Source organism: Iningainema tapete BLCC-T55 (assembly GCF_014698965.1).
Classification (GTDB): domain Bacteria; phylum Cyanobacteriota; class Cyanobacteriia; order Cyanobacteriales; family Nostocaceae; genus Iningainema; species Iningainema tapete.
In genome coordinates this window covers 41,290-65,307 of record NZ_JACXAE010000111.1, presented here as the reverse complement: position 1 = coordinate 65,307, position 24,018 = coordinate 41,290, and the positions used below count along the sequence as shown (strand labels likewise).

Sequence of the window (24,018 nt, the reverse complement as noted above, 5' to 3'; positions counted from 1 at the left end):
AGGTGAAACGCTGCAGCGGCCACGATAGTTGTCGGGTTGCCGACTGCCAAAATAGCTCAGTGCCAGGACTAGAATTTAAATAAAGCCTCTTTCTAACGTTAAGAAAGAGGCTTTATTTTTGTAATTTTATTTGGCGATCGCATTACTTTACTCATAAAATCTAAGAAAAGGCAAAAATATTCTCCGCCGTGTTGTTAATAATTCAAGGTTGAACAGATATTGCTAATCCACAAAATGATAGACAGGATAAATGATATCGCTTGGCAAGCTCACCAAGGTAGCGTTGCTGCTATTATTCAAATCTTGAATGAACAGCTAGCAAATTCTGGTGTGAGAACCAGAGCTATTTTTGATCGTGGTGTTTTACAACTTCTTTGTGAGGCTCACACAGTAGATAAGCTGGAAAAATCAATTTTAGTTAAACAAATTCAGCAAATACTGGAGTCAATTGCACCGCGTAATATTCGTAGAGTTAATATCAATAGTCGAGTTGTGCGAGAACAGCAATTGCTTTGGCTAGAGGAAATTAACCGCGATCCCGATAATTTACTATGGTCACAGGAAATTACTTTAATTCAGCCGAATTTTTTCAAACAACTAGTTCAAGATTTTCAAGAGAGCAAAACTGAATTTGGAAAGCAAAACTTACTTAAGTCTTATCGTCGCTATGAAGTTTTTAACAAAAATAACTTTAAGACTGCGCCGAGAAAAAGAATCTCAGAATTAGCTAGTTTATGCATATTTTTACTATTGATTTTTGGTGGAGTTTATGCATTAATAGGTTATAAACTGAAAAATCCAATGCAATCGTTAGAGGTGATCAAATCTTTAACGCCAGCAGATACAAACCCGAAAAAAATTGAACTATCGCCTGTTGCTACTAGGCTCCGTGTTTATACCCCTGAATCACAAGATTTTTTTGCCGCAGCAGTGCGAATCGCCAACTACAATACCATAACTGGTAAAACTGCTAAAACTTCAGCTCAGTGGTTGGATCTGGCTGCTAGGTGGCAACGGGCATCAGAACTGATGAGAGCCGTGCCACCAACCCATAGTCGCTACCAGGAAGCTCAAATCCGCACTAAACTATACAAAATATATAGTGAAGCTGCTCAAAAAGAAGCAAAGAAAAGTCCTTCTTTCCTCTAAGCACTCATCTCTAGCATCCGTTTAATTGGTTTTAAAGCACGATTACGGGTATCCTCTGACATATTAATTTCTGGAGTGCGATTTTTCATCGCCCAGTAAAGTTTTTCCAAAGTATTCAACCGCATAAAAGGACACTCGTTGCAAGCGCAATTATTTATTGGTGGTGCGGGAATAAAGCTCTTGTGTGGAGCTAGTTTTTGCATTTGGTGAATAATCCCAGGCTCTGTGGCAACAATAAACTCTTGAACAGGGCTTTCTTGACAATACTTGAGTAAAGCAGCAGTAGAACCAATGAAACTCGCGTGACGTAACACAGAAGTTTCACATTCTGGATGCGCAATCGCCTGTGCTTGTGGGTGTGCAATTTTCAACTGTACAATCTTCTTTTCCGAAAAAGTTTCATGCACAATACAGCTACCTTGCCACAATACCAAATCTCGTCCAGTTTTTTCCATCACATACCGCCCTAAATTACGATCTGGGGCAAAAATAATCGGTTGCTCCTCAGGGATTTGTTCCACAATTTTGACAGCATTAGAACTTGTGCAGATAATATCGCTCATTGCCTTAATCTCGGCAGAGCAGTTAATGTAAGAAACCACCAAGTGATTGGGATGGGCTGCTTTAAAACTTGCAAACGCCTCTGGTGGACAAGTATCTGCCAAAGAACAACCAGCATTCAAATCTGGGAGAAGTACTAATTTGTCAGGATTGAGAATTTTTGCTGTTTCCGCCATAAAGTGGACACCAGCAAAGACAATCACATCAGCATTTGTATTAGCTGCTGCTTTTGCCAATTGTAGAGAGTCGCCAATAAAGTCGGCTATATCCTGTATATCTGGCTCTTGATAATAGTGTGCCAGAATCACAGCGTTAAGTTCTTTTTTCAGACTCTCAATGGCAGCAAATAAATCCAGTGGTAGATCACCCTGATGGGTATTTTTGGAAGCTAGTGCGGTCGTAAACACGGTTCGGGATGTTAAAGATTGTTAATTAAGTCTGGTGGATTCAATTATAGTAGTTTTTACCAAAAATAGTATGGGGGGTTTACGACCTTAGCTAAGATTGTGTCAAAATCCTTTGGAGTTTCCTATGCTGGAAAGAGAAGGCAAGGAAAATGGCATGACGAGTCAGAAAACAAATTCAAAAACGTTGAAAATAGCAGTAGTGGGAGATGTTCACGACCAATGGGAAGAAGAAGATGGTATTGCACTTAAGCATCTGGAAGTTGACTTAGTGCTGTTTGTCGGAGATTTTGGCAATGAGTCCGTGGAAGTAGTTAGAGCGATCGCTCAACTCGACATGCCCAAAGCAGCAGTGATGGGCAACCACGATGCTTGGTATACTGCCACAGATTGGGGACGAAGGAAATGTCCTTATGACCGCAGCAAAGAAGACTGGGTAAAGCAACAACTAGATTTACTAGGTGAAACCCAAGTCGGTTACAGTAAGCTGGATTTCCCCACTTTAAATTTAACGGTTGTTGGCGGGCGTCCCTTTAGTTGGGGCGGAGCGGAGTGGAAATATGCCGATTTCTACCAACAAAGGTATGGAGTACAAAGTTTTGAGGAATCCACGGAACGCATTCTAGCAGCAGTAAACAGTGCGGCTTATGAAACGATTATATTTATGGGTCATAATGGTCCTACTGGGTTAGGCTCCAGCGCAGAAGATCCCTGTGGCAGAGATTGGCATCCCATCGGCGGCGACTTTGGCGATCCAGATTTAGCCGCAGCGATATCTCAGACACTAAATACTGGTAAAACCATTCCCCTCGTCACCTTTGGTCATATGCATCATACCCTGCGCCACACCAAGAAAGCACCGCGCAAGCGAATCTTTACCAGCCCAGAGGGGACAATTTACCTCAATGCAGCAAGTGTACCCAGGATCGTGGATCAGGGGGGGGACAAGCAGCGTAATTTCTCCATCGTCTTGCTGCAAAATGGTATTGTCTCGCAAGTCTCCCTCATTTGGGTTGGCAACGATTTCGCGATCGCATCTGAGGAAATTTTGTATAAACAATCCAATCAAGTAGTGCAAACTGCATGAAGATGATATATAATTTGTAATTGGTCAGCTTGAATATTCGCTGACCGCTGACAGCAGTGTGCTGACAGCTTTACTGGAGAGGTGGCAGAGTGGTCGATTGCGCTCGACTTGAAATCGAGTGAGGCTAAAACCTCCGGGAGTTCGAATCTCCCCCTCTCCGTTGAATTATTTATGATTGGGTAAAGATACAAAGCTTGCGCTCCTCCTAACTAAGGGGCAAAATTAATTTGTAGAAATTAAAAAAATCTAGAAATGAAAGTAGAAATTTCTAACTTAGGTGTCATTAAGAAAGCCGAAATTGACTTGAAACCTCTCACTGTATTTATAGGTGGTAATGGTACGGGCAAAACTTGGACAGCTTACACATTAGCATCCATTTTAGGTAAACATGGCTTTCAGAGGTACTTAAAAACCTATATTGATGGAAAAACTCAGCATAGATATTCAACACTAGACAATGCAATTGAACAGTTTTTACAAGAAGGTAGTACACAGATTGATTTAGTGAAATTTGTTGAAGAATATGCAGAGATATATATTAATGATGTGGCACAATTAGCTCCAAGCTGGATGAAAACATTTCTGGCAACTGAAAGAGTAGATTTTGCCGAATTGAAGGTAAGGTTTTTTTTAGATGAAGTCAAGCAAGAAATATGTGACAAAATAAAAAAATCTGCCTTAGAAAGACAAATCAATTTTGGTTCACAACGTAAAAATACCTTAAGTGTAATCAAAGAACATGGTGAAAATAATATTTATTTCTACACAATTACTGAAAATAATCTTTTAAAAAAGTTACCGAAAAAAGTTTTCAAGCAGATTTTGACTCAAGATATTTTAAGAATTATTCATCGAGCTTTATGTTCATACGTTTATATTTTGCCTACGGAAAGAACGACTTTTATCACATTTCCTTTTTCTGTGAAAAAAGAGATAGTTGAACTTGAAACTGTTGAAGATGAGAATATAGAAAGTATTGAATTAGAGCCAATAGGTACACATAAAGTAGAACAAACACAAAGCTTTGCAGTACAAAGCTTAATAGAGATATTAGTAGATGCAGTGCTCAAATCATCTGCTCACAGACAAGAAGAAATACAAGCTCAACCAAAAATTTCAACTTATATTAAACTATCTGAATTATTGGAAAATCATTTACTACAAGGTAAAGTAGATTTTGATTCATCCAAATTAGTGAATCAAATACTTTTCCAGCCATCAAACAGTTTAAAATTAGAAATGCAAGTAACTTCTTCGATGATTAAAGAACTTACTCCATTGGTTATCTGCTTGCGTTATTTAGTTGAGCCAGATGAGTTGCTAATTATTGATGAACCGGAAATGAATCTACATCCAGTAGCTCAAGTAGAAATCATTGAATTTTTAGCAATGTTAGTTCAAGCTGGTTTAAATATATTAATTACAACTCACAGTCCTTACATTGTTGATCATCTAACTAATCTTATGCGAGCTGCTAAACACAGTGATAAAGAGAGTATTAAGGAACGATTTTATTTAGAAAGAACAGAAGCTTTTATTCCTCAAGATCAAGTTTCTGTATATTTATTTGAAGATGGAAGTGCAAGAAATATTTTAGATGAAGAAGGGCGAATTGATTGGGGAACTTTTGGTAATGTTTCTGATGATATCTCCCATATTTTCCCATAATTATTTTCAGCCAAGGAGAAATTAAATATATAATGCCTTTTAACACCTTATTATTATCAGGTTGTTTTCTCCCTGGTAAAACTAGTTTTATAGAAAATGGAGTTGAAATAAGTCTACAACCAGAAACAGGCGAAACAGTTCTATTTTTTTCTATAGATGAGCAATCAAACTCTAATTGCAAACTGCGTCAGCTATTAGAAATTAATAAACCAGGCATGAAGATTTGTGATCTAATTGTATTTTATGCCAGAGGCGAAGAGAGAACCATATGTTTTGTGGAATTGAAGGGCAGCGATTTAAAAACAGCAATCGAGCAAGTTATTAATACATATAGTAGTTTTAAAAGTTTATTGAAAACCCAAAATAATTTATATACTGCAAAAGCTTTTATTAGAATTAATAACTCTCCACCAAGAGAAACCGATAAGTATAAACAAGAATTAATCAGTGTTTTTGGAGAAAGCAATTATGATATCAGTCGGAGTAAAGATTTAGGTGAATTTCTTCGAGGTGTCGCCCGTCAACTTAAAGGGAAAAGAAAAAAAGGTAGATAAGTAAATTTTTTAGCATATTGATACAAAAATGAGGTGGTATGGTAGATTGCACTCCACTTGAAATCGAGTGAGGCTAAAATCTCCGGCAGTTCGGCTCTCCCCCTCTCCGTTGAATTATTTGTGATCAGTTGGTTGGGCGAACGCTACTTGAGTTTGAGTAGTAGCAGATGCCCAGTCTGCCATTGGTAGCAGGCTGAAGATGTGGAGCGAAGGTTATTTAGTTTCAGTCAAATGTGATTTTTGCAATTTTATCCATAACTGTGGTAGAAGGCTGATGCTGAGAATGTTAAAATTTTGTAAGGTTTTGATTAAGATGTTTTTCTTAATACTTTGAGTAGAGAAAATAATAAATAACTAGACTACTCAAACTTTTTCTAACCAGGTGCATTGTGTCCGTAAGAACAGATCTCCATTTGCAGCAAGGGCAAGAGAGCGATGAAACCTGTAGCTGTTGCATTACTGCAACAAGCAAGAGTTATTCAGGGTATACCAATTGCACCAGAATGGGTGGCAAAAACGAGTGCTGCTTTATGCAGAGTTTTCGTAACTCTACAATTGAATTACAGGTAATTAATCAGTTAATTAACAGGCGATCGCAAATTTAACTCGAAATTTGCCGTTCGCCAGAAGACCAAGTTGATTGGGAGGTGCGAGGAGGGTTTGATCGCTGGCAAACGGTAGCAGAGCAACACAGTAGTCTAGTTTATCGGAATGCTCAACAGTCCTTGCGTGAAGTAGAAGGAATCAAACGCTGAATTAACAGTAAAGGCAAAATTTAATTGCCAAGGAAAATTTCTTCTCTGTGACGTCGCAGGAAATCAGGAGCAGGTTGAAATTTTTCTGGCAAACGCATTTGCTGTCCGCGATAAGCAACAAAGTTACGCTCTAATGTTTCTTCAGGTAAAAAACTTTCAAGATATGCACTGAGGACCAATCGATAATCCTCATCAAATGTAATCATACCATTGTCAAACGCTGCATCCTGAGTCCGACTGAGACACAAACCATTATGAGGATTAAGCCGATGTTCTGGGTAACTGCCCCAGGGTAGTATGTGGCTTGCAATCAAAAGTTCGGGAATTGGATTACCAGTAATACAGCAGCGACTGTCGTCGTTAGCCAAAACAGTTTGCCGAAAAAAATTCTGTCCGATTCGAGCCTTTACAGTTACTTCTGCTTCTGTTGAACCAGTAGGCTGACTTCTGGGTATTTTGATTGACCGAACTGTTTGAGATTTGCGTTGAGTAGGCAGTTGATGATCTTCAGATATTGTATTTTCAAATAACGCTTGAAAGCGTTCTTCACTTTCAGCCCCAAGTTCTTCCCAATTCGTGTAAAACTCCTGCCAAATTTCTCTATCAGCTTGACTTGCACCGCGAAGACCTTGAATGCCGCGTGCTTGTAGTACAGGATCGAGAGAAGCGAAATTACAAAGCTTCATCGATAGGCTACTTGGTGTTCTTCCTAACTTTTGAGAAACTTCAATAATGATTGGTGTTCTATGATCAAGCTGCCCAAATGGAAGCTTGCAGTATAAATTCATGGCAATAATGAGTTCATCTCTTGACCAACGCTTTCCTAGAGCCATCTCTCACTACCTCCGCTACTCAAGCGCGATCGCTTCTACCAAAAGAGGCGGTACTGAATTACCAACTAACTCAAACATCTTAGTCATTGGTGCATCAAATACAAAGTGTTCTGGGAAGCTTTGAAGTCTAGCAGCTTCTCTGACAGAAATACTTCTAGTTTGAGTTGGATGAATATATGCTAAGCAGTCTTTCTGCATATGTGCCGTTAATGTCCATGATGGTTCATTCCACTTTAATCTTTTATACTTATCATCAAAAATATCATCACGATATCGTTTAACTGATTCAGGTAAATCTTTATATTTTCCGCCTTGAGGTAGCATTTCAAATATAGCTAAGTCTTTTTCATTATGAGCGCGGCATATGTGATTCATTACACCCACAGACTGATTGTTTTTACTCCTCATTTTTGCTTGATATTCTGATTTAGGTTCAGACTCGTAAAGTTGCAATTTGTCATTTGTGTGATGAGTTTTAATTGCGTGGGGATTTTTATCAATTCCTCCTAAAATTTCACAACCAGCATTTTCAAATCCTAAACTCATCCCACCTGCACCACAAAATAAATCCAGTACGGTCGGTTTGTTTGCTTTATTGTCCATTTACCTCAAAACATCTCTGTAATGTCGTAGCTAGCCCTGATACAGTTTAGCTGCAAAAATAAGCAAAAAACTCTTAAAGCTTACAGCTTCTTTACTTTACTTATAACGCTTGATACCTAAACAACTCGATCCCCTGTCGGGAAAACTTACGGTTTCCAAAATGGAGTTGTAAACCTGACTGCTTTTGGACAGAGTCGCAACAGCAGTCAGGTTTACCAAAGCCAAAGCGTAGACGTGTTCGCGCAGCGTCTACGCACCCTCTCTAACTCTCACAATGCATCTGCTTGCATTGTGCTAGCATTATGATAAGTTCTGTAGTTTATTGGGTGGGCATTATGACGAGCGATCGCGCCCCCGTTCTCCCCATCCAACCCCGCACTGGTCGTATCATGTTACCATTGCCAATAATTTCTACTGGGGAGTAAGGTAATGGCTACCCTTAATGCGGATATACCTGATGAGTTATATGCAAAACTAGAAAAGCTTGCCTTAGCTCACAACATATCTATTAACACCCAAATTATTCTCTTATTAGAGAAAGCCTTGCTAATAGAGGTAGAGCTAGACGAGAGACGAAAGATGGTACCAAAACTTTTAGAGGAAAGTCGTCGCCGTCGTGAGCAGCTTCCAACTGATATAGAGTGGCCAGATAGCACCGCTATGATCCGGGAAGACCGCGATAGATGACTGAGGACAAAGGACGAGCTTAACTAGTTAAACCTAATTAGAAATCGAAGTATATATAAGGTAAACTACCTTCAGGAGCTAGCAACCAAACAGCGTAGAGGCAAAGAGGTACGAATACTAGCTTGACTGGCCAATTGAACCGTAACTTGAATCCACGTTCAAAGGTAAATACGATACTCATACAGCAAAATATAGCGCCCAGTATTACTGCCATCTGGTACTGGCTAAGATTCAAAGCTTCAACGTAGACTTTTTGATTAAATTGGGTATCAGCCGGATGCCCCCAGAGATGCTGAATTACTAAAGAAGAATCTTGAAGGTTGGGTAGGCGGAACCAAATCCAAGATGTGAAAACCATTGATTGTGTTAATAACCAAGCGATCGCCACTCCCACTGGTGTTTGCCAAAAGTTTTCTAGATCCTCGAAGCGATGGCAAATGGCACTTGTAAACCGATGTACAGCCAAAGCCAAACCGTGTAATGCCCCCCAAACTAAAAAACCTAATGCTGCACCGTGCCAAATACCAGCAATCAGCATCACGAGCATTAAATTGAAACAAGTACGATCTAACCCTTGACGAGAACCACCCAAAGGAAAGTAAAGGTAGTTACGCAACCAGCTACCTAAAGTCATATGCCAGCGCCGCCAAAAGTCAGCAATACTAGTACTGAAGTAGGGAAAATCAAAATTTTCTGGTAACACCAAACCAAATAACAACGCAGTACCACGAGCAATATCTACATATCCATTAAAATCAAGATATAACTGTAAACCGTAAGCAAAAGTAGCTAACCATAAATCACTACTACCTGCTCTTTGAAGATTGCCAAAAGATAAATCGACAAAAATGCCCAAGTGATCTGCTAAGACACCCTTTTTCACTGCTCCTAAAGCGATTAGCCATAATCCCTCTGCCACATTATCAGGTGTGGGTAAGCGCAAATTATTGAATTGATTTGCTAGGTAGTGATAACGTGTAATGGGACCGGATATAAGTTTAGCAAAGAAAAATTTATAAGTAGCAAATTGAAGTAAATCATTAGCAGCTGGCGCACCTCGATATATATCTACTAAATAAGCAATACATTCAAAAGTAAAAAATGAAATTCCTAAAGGTGCAATTAATTTAAAAGAAGCTTGTTCTGAAAAAGTAAAACCTAATATTGGTGGTAGATACTTAAAACCGAAAAGAAGTAAAACATTTAAAGTTATTCCTAGCCATAATAACTTAAAACGTTGACGATTCCAATCAGCACGAGCAAAATGCCACTCTTCGTTAGAAATTTGCCACTTTTGCGAAAGTTCGGCAGTATTTTCCCCAATTTCTTTTCCAATACGGAAATTAACAAATATTAGTGCCAGCAAGAGAGGAACATATTGAATTTGTCCAGACAAAGAAGCATAAAATACTACACTACCTGCAAGCAGTATGATTAACCTTAACCGCTGTTGTGCATACCAATACATTAAGAGTAAAATTAATAAGAATAGTCCGTATAAAATTGAGATAAAGTTCATCTGATTGTTAATTGTTAATGGTTAATTGCTAATTGCTAATTGCTAATTTATACTATTAGCAATTAGCTTTTTCTTACTTCATAGACCAAGGAATCATTGGATCATTAGCTAACTTTTTCGAGACTTTGTATGCACCATAACGATTCAGGTGACTGGGATCAGAAAAGTAATCATTTAGTTCTGATAAGAATTGGCTTAAGTCACGATAAATAAAGTTAGGGTTATCAGCTAAACTTGACATATATAGCTGAAATTCTTGCTCGTATTTTGTCCGGACTGGATCTAGGTAGTCTCTACTTAGAGGCATATTGACAAATACTAAAGAAATTTTTCGAGAGGTGGTGAATTCAAGCAGTGTTTGTAAGGCTATTTCTTGTTCTCCTTGTAAGTTAAAGGACTGGTAGTCATTATCAAAACTTCCAGAAACTTTAGGATGTTTTTGGTAATAAGTTACAGGTTGAAAGCGCACAGACAAAGGTAAGAAGCCATCGAAATCAACAGCTTGTTGTCCAGCATCTTCTGTGTCTACTTGATTTTTTGGGGTTTTAATAGAAGAATTGAGATTACCAATGAGCGGAAAATTATTGAGTTGCTGATTAAGCAAGTTCTTAAGAAGATCGCGTTTTTGATAAGCAGGAGAAACATTCGCTAAAGCTTGATTTAACCATTGATTTAAAGCTTTGTAGCTATCTTGTTGCTGTTCGGATTTGATTTGTTTTTTAGTTGTTGAAGCGGAATTAAGAACATCAACATTTGTGGTTTGGAGAGATTGTTTATAACCAGGGGAAGCAGCGATCGCATTAAAAGTAATATCTTCTCTACCACTATTAAAAGCACGAGAACCATCTGCCCAAACAATTATTTTAGGTAATTCTGATGGTTGAAGAACTTGGCGAATCACAAAGTCTACAACTTGTGCTGTAGCGCCATTAATACCAAAATTAAATACATCAATATTTGCATAACCCTGAGTAGCCAAACCTTGAGAAAGCGCTACTGGATCTATTCCTCTTAAAGCGCGAGAAGAGCCGATAATTAATACTTGTGGGGGACTACCAGTTTTTGCCAACCGCTGTTTGTATAGCGCCAATTGCTCATCTAGTTGCCTTGTGTTAAAACTAGGCATCTTGGCTGTTGCACCATTACGGGAACGGGCTGACAGAAGAATAGCTGTTGCAGTTGCTTTTTGTTTTAGTGGAGTAGCTGTTAAATTTGTCGCTGGACTATTATCATCTGTAGACGTAAAGTTAGAAGCATTAAATGTACTATCACGGGCAACTTTTTGCTTAGCAGTATTAGCAAAAAATGCATTTCTCTGATTTTGATTCTTGGCAGATGCTGCTATTGGCTTTGATAATGTTGTATTAGTCACAATTTGACTCAAAACCCAATCAATTTGTAGAGTGAGCAATAGCCCCAATGCACCCCAAACCAAAGCAACTTTAAAACCTCCAGCGCTTTTTGCTTGTTCTGAGCGATCGCTCTCAACTTTTAGACTATGATAATCACTCTTTTGCTCCGATGCAGAATCAGTTTCAACTAATAACTGTGTTTCTAATAAAAGTTTTTTCGCCCCCCCACCCCAATCTTGAGCCACTGCTGTGACAACATTGTGAACTTCTTGAGAGGTTAAGCGAGGGCGCAACACTGGTTCACTCGTTGGTGATGGGAGAAGTTCGCCTACATAAGCACAAGTAGCAGCAAATTCTGGAGTAGCTTCTGGTACTAATCGTTGGCGGTGTTTGAGATCGACGCCATGATGCCAAAAAGGTTCCTTATTCCCAGCGCGACGCCCATAAACCCTTACTCCAGCAACACCGTTCATATGCAAAGAACGGATAAACTCAGTGACTAAGTGTGATACTTGTTTTCTTGCTGGACAAACAGGAGCATCACACATTATGTGTAACAAATCTTCTTTGCGCAAGACAAGTACACGAATACCTCCTGTCTTCAAACGCAAATCTAGGTTAGGATTGAGTAAACGCTCAAGTAAAAAGACCAACGCTTCTTCATCACCACCACTTGCCAACTCTAGTGTAGATAGAGACAAGGCTTGATGCTCACTACCAGGTAAATATTGCCAATCAATCCAATTAGGCTGGTGTTGATTAGTTTTTTGTCCGTAGACAGCGGCGCGAAGAATACCTTGGGGCGCGATGGCTTCTAATTGAGGTGCAATTACCTCTAAGCAAGCTGTTTTCTCTGGTTCACAAGTAGCTTCCGCATGAGTACAAAAAATATGTAGCGTTGACTCTTTGAGATTTGCTTCTACTGATACACGAGAATTTGCCAAAGCTAGATTTAACAATCGCACGATCGCTTGTACATCACCCCATCTTGCCCATTGTTTGAGCATTTCTTCTTTTGGTGTTAAATCAATCCTTAGTAGCCAGTCATATGTAGTTTCACCTTTAACAACAGATGCAATCACTGCATCTTCATAGCCAGAAAGTTTAAGTTCTCTTAACTTAAACGCCACTGGTTCAGCAATTAGGGAAGGATCGGGGTGATAAGAAGATTGGCAAAATATCCACAAACGTTCTTTGTTCTGAGTGGATGATTGCTTTTTAACTTGAACCTCTACTGCTACACCCAAAGATGAAAGTGTTTCACTTAAATAGCGAGCGATCGCTTCTGGGTCCCCTTTTTGTGCCAAACTTTCATTAGAGACGATCAGCGCTCCGCCAGGTCTACTTGATTTTTCTGCATCTTCTAAAAGAGCTTCCTTTGCTTGTGCAAGATGCTGTTCTAGTTGATTCAAGTAAACCCGATGACACCATTGGGGTTCAAGTTCTCCTTTTTTGCGTCCGTAGACAAATACTTGGTATATTGAGGATTTATCGCTGTTTGTCAGGACATCCAAATCTGTTTGCTGTAGCGCTTGCAGTAAATCAAACAGAGTACGCCAACGCTGAGGACATTCTGAAGCTTCACAAAGAATGTGTAGATCATTTCCGCGCAACTGAACTTTCACACCAAGAGTGTTGATCCCTGTTGCTTGACTTACCCACTGTTCTATGGATTGTTGGCTATCTGATGGCACTGTTTTCATGTGAACTTGACTTTACTGTCCGCTAGTATTGGGGGATAGTAGCCCTGAGTTGTAAACTAAGACCATATAGTTATCAATTTAGGCACTTTTTACTTTTCTGTTTTTTGATCTTCATCCACACCATCACCCCATCAAGGATTAGATATGAATTTCTTCACGATTCCTCAATCTCTACTCTTGCAAACAGGTACAGCGTCTATCCTAATGCTAGTTCTAGCCCAGAACGCTACCGTAGAAACCCTAAAAACAATAGGGGAAGCAAGTGAAGAATTGTTTCGAGGCGAGCGCTTGCCCATTCTCGACTTTCCTGACCATAATAAATTACAACAAAGTTAACAAAAATACTTTTTAATTTGAACAAATCAATCGCAAATTTCATGACTGTTGTTACACACTCAAGCTGAGATTGTCAACATTAATCGGCATTAAAGAAATTTAGAATATGAGCTCCCTTTCATACTCTTCCCATCAGGCTACGAACATCTACCCTACCTCAGACTTATTTTTACACCATCGCCTCCAGGTGATGGAAGAACTGTGGGAGACTGTTCTCAGGCAAGAATGCGGCCAAAATATGGTCGATCTCCTACGCCAACTAAGGGATCTATGTTCCCCAGAAGGACAAGCAACGCCGGAACAAGCATCATCAACATTCAAGTTGATTGAACAACTCAACATCAACGAGGCAATTAGAGCAGCTCGTGCCTTTGCTTTGTACTTCCAGTTGATCAATATCATAGAGCAGGATTATGAGCAACGGCAGCAATTAAGTCGTTATGAAGAGGGATTTGAGTCAGCAAAGGAAACTCACCCCACTATAGTTTATTCTTCAAATAAGGCAGAGGCAGAAGTCTGTGTCATCAATCCATTACAAAATGACAGTACTGGGCAAGATAAACCGAACGAAAAACAAAAAAGCACTTTTGCTGGTTTGTTCCCCTACTTAAATAAATTAAATGTACCACCAGGGCAAATTCAACGCCTGATCTCACAGTTAGATGTCAGATTAGTATTTACAGCTCACCCAACAGAAATTGTTCGGCATACAATCCGTGATAAACAGCGTCGAGTTGTAAAAATATTGCAACAACTCGATCTAGTAGAAAATCGTTCAGGAAATGGACTCAATGCTTGGGAAGCAGAGGAATTACGTGAACAATTACTCGAAGAAATCCGCTTGTGGTGGCGTACAGATGAACTACATCAGTTCAAACCAAGTGTGTTGGATGAAGTAGACTATTCCCTGCACTACTTTCAAGAAGTCCTATTTGACGGTATTCCCCACTTGTACAAACGCTTTAAGTATGCTTTATCTCAAACCTTCCCGAGATTAGAACCGCCGAGCAACAATTTTTGCAAGTTTGGATCTTGGGTAGGAGCAGATAGAGATGGGAACCCATCAGTAACACCAGAAATTACTTGGCAAACAGCTTGTTATCAACGCAACTTAGTTTTAGAAAAGTATATTCAATCAGTGAAGCGGTTGATTAACTTGTTAAGTTTGTCGCTGCACTGGAGTGATGTATTGCCTGATTTGCTTGAATCACTAGAATTAGAGCAGTCTCAACTCAGTGAAGTATATGATGCCCAAGCTCTACGTTTCCGCCAAGAGCCATATCGGCTCAAGTTGGCTTATGTACTGAAGCGACTGGAAAATACACGTGATCGCAATTCTTCTTTATCCAAGCGAGAAATCCCAAAAAATGACAATAGCCAAATTTATCGTTCCGGAGCAGAGTTTTTAGCAGAACTACGCTTAATTGAACGGAACTTGACAGAAACGGGTTTAAGTTGTAAAGAACTGGAAAATCTCATCTGCCAGGTAGAAATTTTCGGTTTTAACCTGACACAGCTAGATGTCCGTCAAGAATCTACCCGCCACAGTGATACAATCAATGAGATTTTAGAATATCTAAAAATCTTACCTCGACCTTACAACGAGCTGTCAGAAACAGAGCGAGTCACTTGGTTAGTAGAAGAATTACAAACCCGTCGCCCGTTAATCCCCGCTCAACTACCATTTTCGGAAAAAACTAACGATGTAATTGAAACTTTACGGATAGTGCGATCGCTCCAACAGGAGTTTGGTGTTAACATCTGCCAAACCTACATCATTAGTATGTGCCGTGAAGTTAGCGACGTACTGGAAGTTTTGCTCCTAGCAAAAGAAGCAGGACTTTACGATCCCGGTACTGCAGTTGGTAGTATCCTGGTAGTTCCTCTATTTGAAACTGTCGAAGACTTACTTCGCTCAAAAAGCGTGATGCAACAGTTATTTGAAATACCTTTGTATCGAGCTTTGTTGGCGGGAGGCTATGAAGTAAGAGCCTGTGAGCAGGGGAGCAGGGGAGTAGGGGAGCCTGTGAGTAGCGGAGCAGGGGAGCAGGGGGAGAAGGGAGTAGGGGAGAATTTGAACTCCCTCACTCACAAACTCCCTCAGTCCCCCTTGACGCCAAATTTACAGGAGGTAATGCTGGGATATTCTGACAGTAACAAAGACTCGGGATTTTTAAGCAGTAACTGGGAAATTCATAAAGCACAAAAATCTCTACAGAAAATAGCTGAAAAGTATGGTATAGATCTGAGAATATTTCATGGACGAGGCGGCTCTGTAGGAAGAGGTGGTGGTCCTGCTTATGAAGCTATTTTAGCTCAGCCAGGTAATAGCATTAATGGCAGGATCAAAATTACAGAACAAGGCGAAGTGTTAGCTTCTAAATACTCTTTGCGAGACTTGGCTTTGTACAATTTAGAAACTATCACTACTGCTGTCATTCAAGCTAGTATACTACGTACAGGGTTTGATGATATTGAACCCTGGAATGAGATTATGGAGGAACTAGCAGCGCGATCACGTTCCCACTATCGTAACCTCATTTACGAACAACCAGATTTTATTGATTTCTTTCATCAAGTAACTCCAATTGAGGAAATTAGTCAGTTACAAATTAGTTCTCGTCCGGCAAGGCGTCCATCTGGTAAAAAAGATTTAAGTAGTCTGCGGGCAATCCCTTGGGTATTTAGTTGGACACAAACCAGATTTTTGCTCCCATCTTGGTACGGTATGGGTACAGCTTTGCAAGAATTCTTGAATGAAGAACCAGAAGAAAACATGAATTTGCTTTGCTATTTTTATGTTAAATGGCCCTTCTTCAAGATGGTAATTTCTAAAGCCGAAATGACTTTAGCAAAAGTAGACTTGCAAATGGCACGACAATATGTACAGGAATTATCGAATCCGGAAGACAAACCCCGTTTTGAAAAGGTGTTTGAACAAATAAAAAGCGAATACCAATTAACACGAGATTTAGTTCTCAAAATCACAGGGCATCAACGACTCTTAGATGGCGATCTTGTTTTGCAACGCTCCATCCAATTACGCAATGGCACAATTGTACCACTAGGGTTCATACAAGTTGCTCTGCTGAAGCGTCTACGCCAGTCTAAAAATGTTGTCAATTCTGGAATTATCCACTCTCGTTATAGTAAGGGTGAGTTGTTACGCGGCGCATTGTTGACAATTAATGGTATTGCTGCTGGAATGAGAAATACTGGTTGAAGGTTAATGGCTAATTGCTAATTGTAAAAAACTCTTGGCAATTAGCTATTAACAATCGACAATTAACAATTGACAATTAATAATTGACTCATGGCTAAACGAGTTCTCACTTGTTCCTTCCTGGCACTATTGTCAGGATTTTTTGCTAGTTATGTTGGTGGGCAAATTGCTGTAAGTATACATACTCAAAAATGTCAAAACCAACCTTGGGGCGTTCAACAAATGTGTCACGCCTGGGAAACACCAGGGGCTATCTGGCAAGGTAGTACAACAGGATTATGGACAGGAACTGTTTTGGGTGCGTTTTTTAGTGGTTTGATGACACGCCGAGAGTAGGAGAAAGGGAGTACTCCCCTACTCCCCTAGTTCTTGCTAGCCGTCTGCAGGTGCAGTGGGCTTGTGTGTATTGTTTAATACTCGCCAAGAATTGTAATAAGTATCAAAACAACGCCAAGTTCCTTCAGTACGTTCCTGATAACAAAATAAAGAGCGATCGCCTGCATTAAAATCGTCAGTTAAATAGTATACAATTCCTCTAAAAGCATTAGTTTTGCGGCTCAACCGTTTAGCTACGGCTTGGTTGGGACATTCGACGATAAGCACTGGTTGTCCTTCTACATGCCCCAGTGAGAAGAAACACATCCGCAAAATGGCGCGTAACCAGCTTTCTGAGTTTTCAAAGTAATCATCTATGATTTTGTTCGTCAGAGCTTTTTCTAGGGCGCGATCTTTATTGTGAGGAGTCAGAGGGTCAGACATAGCATCACCTATTTGCTACACCGTTGGTTTGACATTAAACCAAAAACTCCCCCGGTGGCAAGTGCATGAAGCGAAGATCCAATATTTGGTAAAATTTTTCCGTAACTGTCATACTAAATTGCCATGACTGCTGAAAATAAACCAGGGACTCAAACCACTACAGGTGCTGATGCTGTTGACGAAGCAATTGCACAGGGAATTGATTTTGACGGTTCTCCCATTCCTAAAGCCAAACTGGAACTTTATCAAAAAGTCATGGCATTAGAAGAAAATAGACAGCGCAGTGGTGTATCCAATACCATGCGATCGCGCATTGTACGCATTGGCGCGAAACATATTCCCCAAGAGGAACTCAATCAAATGCTTGTAGACGCTGGTTTTGCTCCCCTCAAAGATAAAGAAGTTGCCTTTTTCTACGCTGGAAAATAGGAAATCTGTAGAGACGCGAAATTTCGCGTCTCTACTGCCAAAAATCAGTCACATCGTACCCCAGTTCTGCTAACATTTGCCGCAGTAGAGGTAAACTCAGCCCAATAACGTTGCTGTGACAACCTTCAATTTTTTCCACAAATAAGCCACCATAACCCTCTAAGGCAAAGGAACCAGCGCATTTTAAAGGTTCACCCGTGGCGACATAGGCTTTGATTGCGCGATCGCTCATCTGCGCGAAATAAACTCTTGTCACCTGACACTTTACCAAGGTACGATTTTGCTTCAGGTCAATCATGGCATGACCTGTGTAGAGATCGCCAAAATTTCCTTGCATTTCTTGCCAGCGTTGGCAGGCTTCTTCAGCATTAGCTGGTTTGCCATAGATTTTAGCATTTAAAGCTAAAACCGAATCACAACCCATGACCAAAGCAGATTCAAACTGGGGAGCTACAGTTTCTGCCTTGCGCTGTGCCAGAGTTTGTACTAGTTGTCCGGGATCGCTTAATTGAACTTGTGACTCATCAAAGTCACTAGGGCGAACTATTGGTTCAATCCCTACTGATTGTAATAAACGGCGTCGGGCTGAGGACGCCGAGGCGAGTATAAAGGGTGGAATGCCCATAGGGATAATAGATTATAACTTCTGAACTCCTGTACAGACGCGATTAATCACGTCTGTACGACTCCTGTCTCCTTAATATACAGAAAAAGAATTTACAGAGTTTTCGATCAATCCTTTGACTTTATGCCAACGTTTTTCCGGGATTGAGGCATTGAAAGTAAAAACTTTACCACGGCTAACAGCAACACTGGCAATGTTGTGGCGTTGTTTGTTGTTAGGAAGTTTAACAGCATATTCTAAAATATAGTAAGTTTTCCCACCAACTTCCCGTTCTGCAGCATTAACTAATTCAGCTTGACGACCTGAACCTTCTGGAGCTAGGGCATTTTTGCCCAATTTATATCCTACTTCAGTTGGTGTTCCCAGTTGTGCCAAAGTTTTACCTTCGGGAACAGGGCTGATAACCACAGAAACATTTTCAGTTGCCTCAATTAAATCATGAAATACCACATCAGGACCATTAGCAACTCTAACTTCTACCCAGCCATTAGGATATAAGAACTGGTAGCCATCTGTAGAGTCTACATAGCTCTTGAGTCCAGCCACAGCAGATGCTACACTAGTATTACTTAGGCAAAAGCTTAACACTAACAGCAAAATCAATGTAATTCGTTTCCACATGTTAATAGTATCCTTTAGGCTGGAAGCTAGACAAAGCAAGCGTATTTTTTATTTTCATTGTCCCATGTTATGCTCATAACTTACGAACTACGGTGGTTTTATCCTGGTAGTGTACCAGAAGACATTAAACTTTGGTTTGAGCAAAATTGTCTTGCCAACTCACAGCAACAAGCAGAAGAACGCTCAGATGTATATCTGTTCTCGCCAGAATGCGACTTTTTGGGAATCAAACTGCGACAAGGGCGGCTGGAAGTTAAATGGCGCACAAAAGAATTAGGTGTAGTCAGTTTTAGCGAGTTTGTTGAGGGTAAGGTAGAGAAATGGGGTAAGTGGCTGTGTTGTGATTCCACGGAAGAAAGTTTTCAGCCTAGCCAGGTTTTAGGTAATCCTACTTGGATTAAGGTTGATAAAATACGCTCTTCGCAACTTTACCAAGTCTTACCTAACTCTTTACCACAACCTGTATCAGCAGATGAAGATATTAAGAACGGTTGTAGTGTGGAATTAACTAATTTGATGATTAGAGAAAATCATTGGTGGAGTCTTGCTTTTGAAGCGAGAGGAGAAGATGATCGTCTGATGGATAATCTGCTCACAACCACTAAATTAGTATTTAATAATTATTGCGGTTTCAAATTGCTTGCGCTCAATTCTTACGCTTACCCTACTTGGCTAACCCGCCTAGAAATAAATTTCTAAGCTAATAGCTTAAGTAAGAACACAGCTTAGTGGAGATATATTTAGTCCGTTTTAACGGACTTCGGCTATCAACCCTTACATAAGTCAAGGCTTACTTATGGCGAGCTGCTACATCCCATTATTTTTTTCCACATAAGCATAATTTTCCATTTAATTTAGTATCTTCACCAGCATCTATGCCCATTTCTGAAAATGTAGGGACGGGTTACCTTTTCCATCAACCATAAACTACTACTCTGTAATTTGTAAAACAACCAGTGTCATATCATCAGTGTTTTGCTTATTACTACCAACAAACTCCTGCACTTGATCAAAAAGGTAATCAAGAATTTCCTCTGGATCGCTGTAATGTCTGCAAGCACAGTCAAATGCTAATAGCAGGTTTTCTTCATCATAGCGATCGCCACTAGCAGCTGCCGCATCAGTAAAACCATCAGTGTAATACACAATGATGTCTCCTGGTTCTAATTGTGCTTGGGCATCTTCATATTCGCTATGGGCATCCAAACCAATTAGCATTCCCAAAGTGTCCAAACGTGACACAGTTTTCGTTGCTGCGTGCCACCAAAACGGAGGATTGTGTGCAGCATTACTGTAAGATAAAATTCTCGTTTCCGGATCGTATTCTGAGTAGAACATAGTAACAAAGCGGTGAGAATTTTCCAAATCCGCATACATCACCCGGTTTAAGTTTTGTAAAATTTTTCCTGGGGAGTGTCCATGTAGTACTTCTCCACGCAGCATACCCCGCATCATCGTCATAATTAATCCGGCGGGGACTCCTTTACCCATAACATCGCCAATTACCAAACCCCAGCGACCTTCTTCTGAGTTATCTTGAATATTTTGGAGAATAATCTGGTTATGACTGGTGGGAATAAAGTCGTAGTAATCTCCCCCAACACGATTTGCCGGTCGGCAACGTGCAGCTAAAGCTACACCAGGAATAAAAGGACATTGCCGGGGCAGAAGCCGTCGTTGGATTTCCGCGCCAATTTCTAATTCTTGATCTAAGCGTTCTTTTTTACGTAATTCTACAGCAAGTTCATCATTTTCAATTGCTACTGCTGTTTGGTCTGCGACTAGGCGAACTAACTTTTGTCGAGTTTCTGTCCATGTATATTCTGGCGATCGACTCAAAACACACAACCACCCCCTTTCGGTATGCTTGACGAGAATTGCCGTACCAAAGACTTGCATATCTGGTCCCAAATAGCGATGCATCTGGTCATTTAAAACATTTGTGGGGGTTGCTATTTGGTTATCATTAGGGGCGATTGTGACTTGATTGCTGACTGTTTCTAGTACTTTACGTATATTCTTACGCTGGCGGCTATCCTGCCAGTGTAGCTGTTCTAACCTGATTTGTCCGTTAGGTTTGTAGAGAAATAAAGCGCTACCATCTGCATCTGTTACTCTTGTCGCCATCAGCGGAATCAGTTCCAAAAACTGGTTCAAATTGTTGAAGCTCCTCAGGGCAAATCCTAAAGAACTCAACAAATCTTGAATTTTGTTTTGTTCCCGAGAAAGCCGTGCTACAAGTTCTTTCAGCGCCACAACTGGAGTGACATCTGTCATAGCACTATTATTACTTTCAGTGGGTTGAGAGGGCGGTTGAGACACTGGCACAGGTTTGATTGCAATTTAGAGTAGTAAGTTGTAAATTACTTAATAAAATATATTTATTTTTTCATTGCTAAACTATATTGAGATAAACATAGTTAGTTTAGCAAGAGTAGAAAGACGTAAGATGAATGTCTGGAAAGTTTTACATTTATTCCTTTTATTTGATAATGTTAATAGTAATTTGTAAGATTATTTCTTTTTAAAAAACCAAATTGTAAAAAACAATAAGTTTTTTAATTTACAGGAATGGTTCGTAATTATTACACAGTTTGATGATTAATTCATATACCTTTAGGTATAAAAACTATCAAATACAGTTTTTAGTTGAGAGTCAGGGAGGGAGCTAATTACCCTTACCCTTTAACCCTTAACTAACCACTTAACAAAGCTTCAACAAACTCGTAACTAGAGAAAGGACGCAAGTCTTCCATTCCTTCACCAGCACCAATAAAGCGAATGGGTAAACCTAGCTGCCGTACAACGGCAAGGGCAATACCCCCTTTAGCGGTGCTATCGAGCTTGGTTAAGACTACACCACTAACTTGGGCAGCTTCCGAAAAAACTTCGGCTTGACGCAATCCATTTTGCCCTAAAGTGGCGTCTAGAACCAACAGTGATTCTACTTTTGCATCTGGCGCTTTTTTGTTGATAATTCGACGGATTTTACTGAGTTCATCCATCAAGTTTTTCTTATTTTGCAGTCTTCCAGCGGTATCTACTAAAAGTAATTCTGTTGAGCGTGACGTTGCCGCTGCGATCGCATCAAACACCACTGCAGCCGGATCTGTATTCTTTCCGGGATTGGCAACTACTTCTACACCGCTTCTTGCGCCCCAAATCTTCACTTGTTCCACAGCAGCGGCGCGGAAGGTGTCAGCGGCTCCGATTAAGCATTTATAGCCTGATTTTTGCGCTAAATGGGCAATTTTACCAATTGTAGTAGTTTTACCAGCACCATTTACCCCAGTAATTAACCAAATATTTAAATTTTCTTTTTCTGGTACAAATGTACCTTTGTACCTTGTGACAGGTTCGTCTAGCATATCCCGGAGGATTTGTTTGAGGTAGGCGATCGCTTCTTCTGGTGGTAGGGTTTCTTGGCGCAGCTTGTTTTGTAGAGTAGTGATAATGTAATCTGTAGCTTCTACACCCACATCAGCTTGAAGTAGCAACGACTCAATTTCCGACACTGCATCCGCGTTGAGTGGACCTTGACCGACAATCGCCTTCAATTGGTTAACAATATTACGGCGAGTTTTATCTAAACCTTTGCGTAGCTTTTTTAACCAATTTATTTCTTCAATAGAAACGTCTTCCGGACGCCTACCCTGTCCAGCAATCACGGAAGTTGACCACAAAAATCCTTCATCCAAGGCTTCCGGAATTCGTGTTGATTCTGTGGAAGTGACTAGCTGTGCTACTTCTGGTTCTGATACTTCAATTGCATTTTGATTCAATCTTTCCTGCTTAGCTTGGCGAGCGGCGGCTGCTCTTTCCAGGAAAGATAAAGTAGTTGGCGCTGTTACTGTCTCCTCTATAACAGACACTTCAGTAGATTCTGGTACTTGTTCTGGCTCAATTTCTGCATCCGGCTCATCAGCAATTGCTGCCACTGCTGTTTGGGTATCTTCATCTATAGGATCTGGTTCATCAGCGGTTGCTTCAACTACTTCTACAGCATCATTAGTTGGGGTTTCTGTGGGCTGGGGTTGTTGCTTTTCTTGGATATTTTTGTATGCCGCTTTCGCAAACGCTAATAAATCGGCTGTGGCATCTGGTGTTGAGGTTTGGGTTGTTTCTGGTTGAGGTGGTTGTGCGCTCTTGTCTTCCTGTTCTGGTTGAGATGAAGGAGAATCATTATATTGACGACGAAACCAATTAAAAACCATAATTTTACTAAATATATTCCAATACCATAAATTTATCAGGATATTTATTGTTCAGTCACTCGGCGCAAAACACCGTTGATGAAGCGATGACTGTCTTCGTCACTGTAGCGTTTGGCTAATTCTACAGCTTCGTTGATTGCCACGCTTTGTGGAACGTCAAGAAACTTCATTTCCCCTGCAGCAATGCGGAGAATATCTCTGTCAATCTGGGCAAGGCGGGTTACTTGCCAATCAACTAAAGCAGCCGAAATCAGCTCATCTATTTCCTGACGGTTTTCACTGACAGTAATAATGATGTCTTTGGCATACTCACGAACTTGTTTGTCTTGGTTGGCTAGCTGAATTAGTTCGGGAAATTCGACGGCTGCACCTAGTTGGTTAATTGCTGTTTGGGTGTAGGCGATCGCTTCAGTTAGCATTGTTCTAGCAGTGTTGATGTCGTTGGCGCGAGTTTGGCTAGTTAAGATGCGATCGTTACTGCGTTGCAATTCTGCTGCTGCATTATCTAGGGTATCTTGCACTTCTGCTCTCAGGGTGCGCACTGCAGCGAGTACCAATTTAGGCACTAGTTGATCCTGCGGCAAATTAACCAATTTCTTGGGGTTTACTGGTAGCTGGCTCAGGCTTAACAGTGCCAATTCGCGAGCTATTTGACGAGGTTTACGTTCTTGCATAAAAGTTTAAAGTAATTGTTGTTTAGTTGATCGGATAAATTTAAAAGCGTGTGAAATCTGTAGAGACGCTCCACCGGAGCGTCTCTACACAATCGGGTTAATAGCGGATTTAGTATAACGCACTGTCATCAAACTGGTGCGTTATTTCAATTCTCCTTTTTTATGTCATAGCGTAAAGGTAAGTGGCTGCGCTGAGCAGGAAGATAGCGCAACTACTTACCTTTGGTTTTGTCTTCTGAGGATAGGAATTTATGAATTCTTG

23 protein-coding genes and 1 tRNA gene are annotated in these 24,018 nt (G+C 40.3%); 13 read left to right on the top strand and 11 right to left on the bottom strand.

Translation table 11 applies throughout. The features are described from left to right. The first annotated feature begins 234 nt into the window (after positions 1-234). Positions 235-1,149, top strand: coding sequence for a hypothetical protein (locus ICL16_RS37915; protein ID WP_190836736.1), 915 nt, complete (start codon positions 235-237; stop codon positions 1,147-1,149). On the opposite strand, the gene nadA is transcribed toward ICL16_RS37915, so the two are convergent. Continuing rightward, positions 1,146-2,117, bottom strand: coding sequence for a quinolinate synthase NadA (gene nadA / locus ICL16_RS37910; RefSeq protein ID WP_190836735.1), 972 nt, complete (start codon positions 2,115-2,117; stop codon positions 1,146-1,148). The genes ICL16_RS37915 and nadA overlap by 4 nt on opposite strands. A gap of 154 nt (positions 2,118-2,271) precedes the next feature. On the opposite strand from nadA, the gene ICL16_RS37905 reads away from it, so the two are divergent. The 5 genes from ICL16_RS37905 (at position 2,272) to ICL16_RS47055 (ending at position 5,993) form a co-directional block, all read left to right on the top strand. Next, positions 2,272-3,201 carry a TIGR04168 family protein gene (locus ICL16_RS37905; protein WP_190836741.1) on the top strand — a complete coding sequence of 310 codons (930 nt, stop codon included), beginning with the start codon at positions 2,272-2,274 and terminating at the stop codon, positions 3,199-3,201. A gap of 75 nt (positions 3,202-3,276) precedes the next feature. After that, positions 3,277-3,361 (top strand) — tRNA-Ser (locus ICL16_RS37900). 92 nt (positions 3,362-3,453) lie between these two features. Further along, entirely contained in the window at positions 3,454-4,869 is a 1,416-nt protein-coding gene (locus tag ICL16_RS37895) for an AAA family ATPase (RefSeq protein WP_190836734.1), read from the top strand. 32 nt (positions 4,870-4,901) lie between these two features. Continuing rightward, positions 4,902-5,423 (top strand): hypothetical protein, encoded by a 522-nt coding sequence (locus tag ICL16_RS37890; protein ID WP_190836733.1) that lies wholly within the window; start codon positions 4,902-4,904, stop codon positions 5,421-5,423. 435 nt (positions 5,424-5,858) lie between these two features. Then, positions 5,859-5,993, top strand: coding sequence for a hypothetical protein (locus ICL16_RS47055; protein ID WP_273039908.1), 135 nt, complete (start codon positions 5,859-5,861; stop codon positions 5,991-5,993). 205 nt (positions 5,994-6,198) lie between these two features. Here ICL16_RS47055 and ICL16_RS37880 read toward each other — a convergent pair whose 3' ends face one another. Together ICL16_RS37880 and ICL16_RS37875 are read right to left on the bottom strand one after the other, a co-directional pair. Further along, positions 6,199-7,011: an HNH endonuclease gene (locus ICL16_RS37880; protein ID WP_190836731.1), complete on the bottom strand. Its 813-nt coding sequence runs from the start codon at positions 7,009-7,011 to the stop codon at positions 6,199-6,201. 15 nt (positions 7,012-7,026) lie between these two features. Continuing rightward, a complete protein-coding gene (locus ICL16_RS37875; protein WP_190836730.1) occupies positions 7,027-7,614 on the bottom strand; it encodes a DNA cytosine methyltransferase in 588 nt (195 codons plus the stop codon). A gap of 302 nt (positions 7,615-7,916) precedes the next feature. Between ICL16_RS37875 and ICL16_RS47050 the strand changes: the two genes are divergently transcribed. Continuing rightward, positions 7,917-8,039: a hypothetical protein gene (locus ICL16_RS47050; RefSeq protein ID WP_273039907.1), complete on the top strand. Its 123-nt coding sequence runs from the start codon at positions 7,917-7,919 to the stop codon at positions 8,037-8,039. Between the two features lie 4 nt (positions 8,040-8,043). Further along, the gene (locus tag ICL16_RS37870) at positions 8,044-8,301 is read left to right on the top strand and encodes a hypothetical protein (RefSeq protein ID WP_190836729.1); all 258 of its coding nucleotides are present in this window, start codon (positions 8,044-8,046) and stop codon (positions 8,299-8,301) included. Positions 8,302-8,338: 37 nt separating this feature from the next. Here the strand turns inward: ICL16_RS37870 and ICL16_RS37865 are convergent, their stop codons facing one another. Both ICL16_RS37865 and ICL16_RS37860 read right to left on the bottom strand, forming a co-directional pair. Then, positions 8,339-9,820: an MBOAT family O-acyltransferase gene (locus tag ICL16_RS37865; protein WP_190836728.1), complete on the bottom strand. Its 1,482-nt coding sequence runs from the start codon at positions 9,818-9,820 to the stop codon at positions 8,339-8,341. A 73-nt stretch (positions 9,821-9,893) separates the two neighbouring features. Next, positions 9,894-12,875, bottom strand: a complete 2,982-nt coding sequence (locus ICL16_RS37860) for a DUF1574 domain-containing protein (protein WP_190836727.1) — start codon at positions 12,873-12,875, stop codon at positions 9,894-9,896. Between the two features lie 144 nt (positions 12,876-13,019). Here ICL16_RS37860 and ICL16_RS37855 point away from each other — a divergent pair, with 144 nt between their 5' ends. The 3 genes from ICL16_RS37855 (at position 13,020) to ICL16_RS37845 (ending at position 16,770) form a co-directional block, all read left to right on the top strand. Next, positions 13,020-13,211, top strand: coding sequence for a hypothetical protein (locus ICL16_RS37855; protein ID WP_190836726.1), 192 nt, complete (start codon positions 13,020-13,022; stop codon positions 13,209-13,211). A 106-nt stretch (positions 13,212-13,317) separates the two neighbouring features. Continuing rightward, positions 13,318-16,434, top strand: coding sequence for a phosphoenolpyruvate carboxylase (locus tag ICL16_RS37850; protein ID WP_190836725.1), 3,117 nt, complete (start codon positions 13,318-13,320; stop codon positions 16,432-16,434). Between the two features lie 90 nt (positions 16,435-16,524). Further along, positions 16,525-16,770 (top strand): hypothetical protein, encoded by a 246-nt coding sequence (locus tag ICL16_RS37845; RefSeq protein ID WP_190836724.1) that lies wholly within the window; start codon positions 16,525-16,527, stop codon positions 16,768-16,770. 36 nt (positions 16,771-16,806) lie between these two features. Here the strand turns inward: ICL16_RS37845 and ICL16_RS37840 are convergent, their stop codons facing one another. Beyond that, a complete protein-coding gene (locus ICL16_RS37840; RefSeq protein ID WP_190836723.1) occupies positions 16,807-17,193 on the bottom strand; it encodes a hypothetical protein in 387 nt (128 codons plus the stop codon). A 123-nt stretch (positions 17,194-17,316) separates the two neighbouring features. Between ICL16_RS37840 and ICL16_RS37835 the strand changes: the two genes are divergently transcribed. Continuing rightward, positions 17,317-17,622, top strand: a complete 306-nt coding sequence (locus ICL16_RS37835) for a small RNA NsiR4-regulated ssr1528 family protein (protein ID WP_190836722.1) — start codon at positions 17,317-17,319, stop codon at positions 17,620-17,622. A gap of 31 nt (positions 17,623-17,653) precedes the next feature. On the opposite strand, the gene ICL16_RS37830 is transcribed toward ICL16_RS37835, so the two are convergent. Then, a complete protein-coding gene (locus ICL16_RS37830; RefSeq protein WP_190836721.1) occupies positions 17,654-18,247 on the bottom strand; it encodes a Maf family protein in 594 nt (197 codons plus the stop codon). Positions 18,248-18,319: 72 nt separating this feature from the next. After that, a complete protein-coding gene (gene psbP / locus ICL16_RS37825) occupies positions 18,320-18,868 on the bottom strand; it encodes a photosystem II reaction center PsbP (protein WP_190836720.1) in 549 nt (182 codons plus the stop codon). Positions 18,869-18,937: 69 nt separating this feature from the next. Here psbP and ICL16_RS37820 point away from each other — a divergent pair, with 69 nt between their 5' ends. After that, entirely contained in the window at positions 18,938-19,567 is a 630-nt protein-coding gene (locus ICL16_RS37820; RefSeq protein ID WP_190836719.1) for a hypothetical protein, read from the top strand. 231 nt (positions 19,568-19,798) lie between these two features. Here the strand turns inward: ICL16_RS37820 and ICL16_RS37815 are convergent, their stop codons facing one another. The 3 genes from ICL16_RS37815 to nusB form a co-directional block, all read right to left on the bottom strand. Then, on the bottom strand, positions 19,799-21,196 hold the full coding sequence (locus tag ICL16_RS37815) for a GAF domain-containing SpoIIE family protein phosphatase (RefSeq protein WP_337907200.1): 1,398 nt from the start codon (positions 21,194-21,196) through the stop codon (positions 19,799-19,801). 368 nt (positions 21,197-21,564) lie between these two features. Further along, positions 21,565-23,082 (bottom strand): signal recognition particle-docking protein FtsY, encoded by a 1,518-nt coding sequence (ftsY, locus tag ICL16_RS37810; RefSeq protein ID WP_190836718.1) that lies wholly within the window; start codon positions 23,080-23,082, stop codon positions 21,565-21,567. Between the two features lie 44 nt (positions 23,083-23,126). Then, complete coding sequence (nusB, locus tag ICL16_RS37805; RefSeq protein WP_190836717.1) at positions 23,127-23,756, bottom strand: transcription antitermination factor NusB; 630 nt, start codon at positions 23,754-23,756, stop codon at positions 23,127-23,129. Positions 23,757-24,018: the final 262 nt, after the last annotated feature.

What these genes read in the sequence shown, in the direction of transcription:
- ICL16_RS37915 (WP_190836736.1), top strand. Translation starts at nt 235, where the DNA reads ATGATAGACAGGATAAATGATATCGCTTGGCAAGCTCACCAAGGTAGC.
- ICL16_RS37905 (WP_190836741.1), top strand. Translation starts at nt 2,272, where the DNA reads ATGACGAGTCAGAAAACAAATTCAAAAACGTTGAAAATAGCAGTAGTG.
- ICL16_RS37895 (WP_190836734.1), top strand. Translation starts at nt 3,454, where the DNA reads ATGAAAGTAGAAATTTCTAACTTAGGTGTCATTAAGAAAGCCGAAATT.
- ICL16_RS37890 (WP_190836733.1), top strand. Translation starts at nt 4,902, where the DNA reads ATGCCTTTTAACACCTTATTATTATCAGGTTGTTTTCTCCCTGGTAAA.
- ICL16_RS47055 (WP_273039908.1), top strand. Translation starts at nt 5,859, where the DNA reads ATGAAACCTGTAGCTGTTGCATTACTGCAACAAGCAAGAGTTATTCAG.
- ICL16_RS37880 (WP_190836731.1), bottom strand. Translation starts at nt 7,011, where the DNA reads ATGGCTCTAGGAAAGCGTTGGTCAAGAGATGAACTCATTATTGCCATG.
- ICL16_RS37875 (WP_190836730.1), bottom strand. Translation starts at nt 7,614, where the DNA reads ATGGACAATAAAGCAAACAAACCGACCGTACTGGATTTATTTTGTGGT.
- ICL16_RS47050 (WP_273039907.1), top strand. Translation starts at nt 7,917, where the DNA reads ATGATAAGTTCTGTAGTTTATTGGGTGGGCATTATGACGAGCGATCGC.
- ICL16_RS37870 (WP_190836729.1), top strand. Translation starts at nt 8,044, where the DNA reads ATGGCTACCCTTAATGCGGATATACCTGATGAGTTATATGCAAAACTA.
- ICL16_RS37865 (WP_190836728.1), bottom strand. Translation starts at nt 9,820, where the DNA reads ATGAACTTTATCTCAATTTTATACGGACTATTCTTATTAATTTTACTC.
- ICL16_RS37860 (WP_190836727.1), bottom strand. Translation starts at nt 12,875, where the DNA reads ATGAAAACAGTGCCATCAGATAGCCAACAATCCATAGAACAGTGGGTA.
- ICL16_RS37855 (WP_190836726.1), top strand. Translation starts at nt 13,020, where the DNA reads ATGAATTTCTTCACGATTCCTCAATCTCTACTCTTGCAAACAGGTACA.
- ICL16_RS37850 (WP_190836725.1), top strand. Translation starts at nt 13,318, where the DNA reads ATGAGCTCCCTTTCATACTCTTCCCATCAGGCTACGAACATCTACCCT.
- ICL16_RS37845 (WP_190836724.1), top strand. Translation starts at nt 16,525, where the DNA reads ATGGCTAAACGAGTTCTCACTTGTTCCTTCCTGGCACTATTGTCAGGA.
- ICL16_RS37840 (WP_190836723.1), bottom strand. Translation starts at nt 17,193, where the DNA reads ATGTCTGACCCTCTGACTCCTCACAATAAAGATCGCGCCCTAGAAAAA.
- ICL16_RS37835 (WP_190836722.1), top strand. Translation starts at nt 17,317, where the DNA reads ATGACTGCTGAAAATAAACCAGGGACTCAAACCACTACAGGTGCTGAT.
- ICL16_RS37830 (WP_190836721.1), bottom strand. Translation starts at nt 18,247, where the DNA reads ATGGGCATTCCACCCTTTATACTCGCCTCGGCGTCCTCAGCCCGACGC.
- psbP (WP_190836720.1), bottom strand. Translation starts at nt 18,868, where the DNA reads ATGTGGAAACGAATTACATTGATTTTGCTGTTAGTGTTAAGCTTTTGC.
- ICL16_RS37820 (WP_190836719.1), top strand. Translation starts at nt 18,938, where the DNA reads ATGCTCATAACTTACGAACTACGGTGGTTTTATCCTGGTAGTGTACCA.
- ftsY (WP_190836718.1), bottom strand. Translation starts at nt 23,082, where the DNA reads ATGGTTTTTAATTGGTTTCGTCGTCAATATAATGATTCTCCTTCATCT.
- nusB (WP_190836717.1), bottom strand. Translation starts at nt 23,756, where the DNA reads ATGCAAGAACGTAAACCTCGTCAAATAGCTCGCGAATTGGCACTGTTA.